3 protein-coding genes are annotated in these 2,878 nt (G+C 32.8%); all 3 read right to left on the reverse strand.

Annotation, left to right across the window (positions count from 1 at the left end):
- Nucleotides 1–5: 5 nt before the first annotated feature.
- Genes bioC through ACJML3_RS00935 form a run of 3 tightly spaced genes read right to left on the reverse strand, consistent with a single transcriptional unit; the run spans nucleotide 6 to nucleotide 2,558 of the window.
- Nucleotides 6–755 carry a malonyl-ACP O-methyltransferase BioC gene (gene bioC, locus ACJML3_RS00925; RefSeq protein ID WP_406019813.1) on the reverse strand — a complete coding sequence of 250 codons (750 nt, stop codon included), beginning with the start codon at nucleotides 753–755 and terminating at the stop codon, nucleotides 6–8.
- On the reverse strand, nucleotides 748–1,413 hold the full coding sequence (locus ACJML3_RS00930; RefSeq protein WP_406019815.1) for a pimeloyl-ACP methyl esterase BioG family protein: 666 nt from the start codon (nucleotides 1,411–1,413) through the stop codon (nucleotides 748–750). The genes bioC and ACJML3_RS00930 overlap by 8 nt, the downstream gene beginning before the upstream one ends.
- The gene (locus ACJML3_RS00935; RefSeq protein ID WP_406019817.1) at nucleotides 1,404–2,558 is read right to left on the reverse strand and encodes an aminotransferase class I/II-fold pyridoxal phosphate-dependent enzyme; all 1,155 of its coding nucleotides are present in this window, start codon (nucleotides 2,556–2,558) and stop codon (nucleotides 1,404–1,406) included. Before ACJML3_RS00935 ends, ACJML3_RS00930 begins: the two co-directional genes overlap by 10 nt.
- Nucleotides 2,559–2,878 lie beyond the last annotated feature (320 nt).

Below are 2,878 nucleotides of genomic sequence, written 5' to 3' on the forward strand. Positions count from 1 at the left end.
GGTATTTAAATTTTACGCTTTGCTCTAACAAAGCAAAGCTCCCATGAAAGGTATATACCTTTATCATCAGTGTATAAATCCTTATACTGATTTTCAAATGATATGAGCTTTGATTTGGTCCAGGTGGTATTTGAAAGACCGCTTACACCAGTATTTTTGAAGTTTTTAAGCATTTCACGCACTGTCTTATAGTGACTTTTTACACTCTTGCTTTCGATTGTATAATCAAGGTTAAGTGATTTTAAAACTGATTCAATCGTAGCCAAATCAAGATAATCAATAGTTACACCGAGTGTAGCTTTAAGCTCTTTGAAATTTCCATCAATAAAGGTTGAAAATACAATCTCGCCATCTTTATCCAATGCGTTTAGAAATTTTTCAATTGCATTCTTTAAAGATGAAAACCACTGAAAACAGGCATTTGAAATGATTAGGGAATATTTATCTTCTAAAAAAAGAGATTCAGCATCACCTAAAAGATATCCTTGAACTTTACTGCCAAAGCGTTTTTTACAATGCTCAAGCATATTCAAAGACAGATCGTTAATAATCAGACTGTTATAATCAAGCTTATTTACGATAAGGGAAGTCAGATATCCTGTACCAGAGCCGATTTCAAGGATCTTAAAATAAGATTTACTGCATAGCATGGACATAAGATGCTCTGCCATTTTCTTTTGAATAAAAGCATCACTCTCATAGGTGTCACAGGCTTTTGAAAACTGTCTGTTAATATGTTTTTTAATATCAATCATTGATAAGGATCTGTTTAAAAAGATTTATATCAAAGTGTCCTGTCTGTGTTGTAATAACTTTCGTTTCTTTGACATTTTCAAGAGCACAAAGCTGAGATACTGATGGAAATATTCTGTCCTTTAATCCAACATAGGCTGTATTGTACTTAAAATTTGGACCTTTGATCTGATTTATCATCTGAATAAATTCAAGCTCATTTTTAAGCTCATCTACACTTCTTTGACATGAAAAAGGCAAAAACTCATCAAAAACAGCTTTATCTGTACACATTCTCTGATAGAACTTCATTGCTGTTTTTTCATTGATAGAATCAATTGTTGCCTGCCACATTGCAGGAGCAATACCAAACTTATCGTCAATTCCATATACTGTGCCGTTTATGGAGGTAGACTTTAGTACTCTATCAAGAAGATTGTGAGCCTCTAGCACCTTAGGTGCAATCATAACGCCCATTGACCAGGCAAAAAGCTCAATAGTTTTATATGGGATAATTAAGGACTCATCAAAATCCAATGTGCGATAGTCATAAACTAAAGCTAAGTTGCCTTCATATTTTGCAAGAAGATAATCAAATATTCTTTTATCCTGACCATAACCTGAAAAGATCAGACGAAGATTATCAAAATTTTCATTTTTAGTTAAAAATTCTATCTGCATTTTTCTTTACAGTCCTTAATTGCATCTGCAAGGGCACATACCTCATCATCACTTAAGGCAGCACTAAGAGACAGTCTTAATCGTGCCTTGTTTTGTGGTACTGTAGGATGTCTTATCGGCATCGCATAAAAACCTTTTTCTCTAAATAGTGAGCAGGCTTTTAATGCATTTTCATTGCTATAGGTTAAAACAGGTATTATCTGAGATTGCGAAAGATTTTCTAATGAGCAATCTTTTATAGTCTGATGAATATACTCTGATATCTTATAAAGCCTTTCTCTTAAATCATTTCTCTTTTGCATATACTCTATCATGAATGCATTATGTTCAAAGCTTAATGGAGATAATGCAGTTGAGAAAATAAGAGATCTTGTTGTATTTATAAGATAGTTTACAGCAGTCTGATTAGCAATAAGACAGGCTCCCTGTGAACCTAGACCTTTTCCAAAGGTTACAAGAATAAAATCGATGTCATCTGCTAAACCTAAAGATGCACAAAGGCCGGCTCCGTTTTGTGCAAATACACTGAATGAATGAGCTTCATCTACATATAAATAGACATTTGAATACTGTTTTTTAAGTTCGCAAAGCTTCTTTATATCAGCTCTGTCACCATCCATGCTGAAAACAGCTTCTGTCACTACAAGAATATTGTCATATTTATCAAGATTGCTTTTTATAAGTCTTTCAAGATGCTCATAATCATTGTGAGCAAATCTTAAATACTTGCCTTTTGCGCCTGTAAGACCATCAATCATTGATGCATGAGCAAGCTTATCTGCAATAATTAGAGTATCAGCATCTGACAGTGCTGATATAACACCTGAGTTTGCAGCAAATCCTGAGTTAAAGAAAAGTGCACTTTTGCCAAACAACTTTTGCATGGCTAAACTTGCTTTTTCATATGAATCATGAGCACCGGTCAAAAGAGGTGAACCTGACGAACTTAGGCGTATATTCTTAAAATCAGTACTCTCGTAGAACTCATGAACAATACTCATATCCTGAGCAAGACCTAAATAATCATTTGATGACAGATTCACATAACTGTGTCCGTCTACAATAATTTCAAGAGCCTTCTGATTTTTTGCCTTTATTGATCGGTAGGAATCCAAAGCCTTTTTATCAGCTAGAAACTCCTCCATCTTTGTATATAGTTCCACCTTGGACCTTCTGTACTTTAATGACTTTTGAATTACTAAAAATAAACTATAAAATTATACTTCACTGATTAGTTTTAAAGAAATTCAAAGAAAATTTTACATGGTATTTAATTATTATTTTACTATCATTACAAATCAATTAAGAATCAATTCTTGTTATCAATCAAAAATTCAGCTTTGACAACAGCAAAATAAGAGATTCTTATACAAAAATTTCCAAAAATAACTTATTTCTTTTTCATTTCTCTTAGCAAATGTTTATAATAAAGTCAAACATACACAAAATAAGGTAAAAAAGTGAG

The organism is Succinivibrio sp., assembly GCF_045124615.1.
GTDB lineage: Bacteria > Pseudomonadota > Gammaproteobacteria > Enterobacterales > Succinivibrionaceae > Succinivibrio > Succinivibrio faecicola.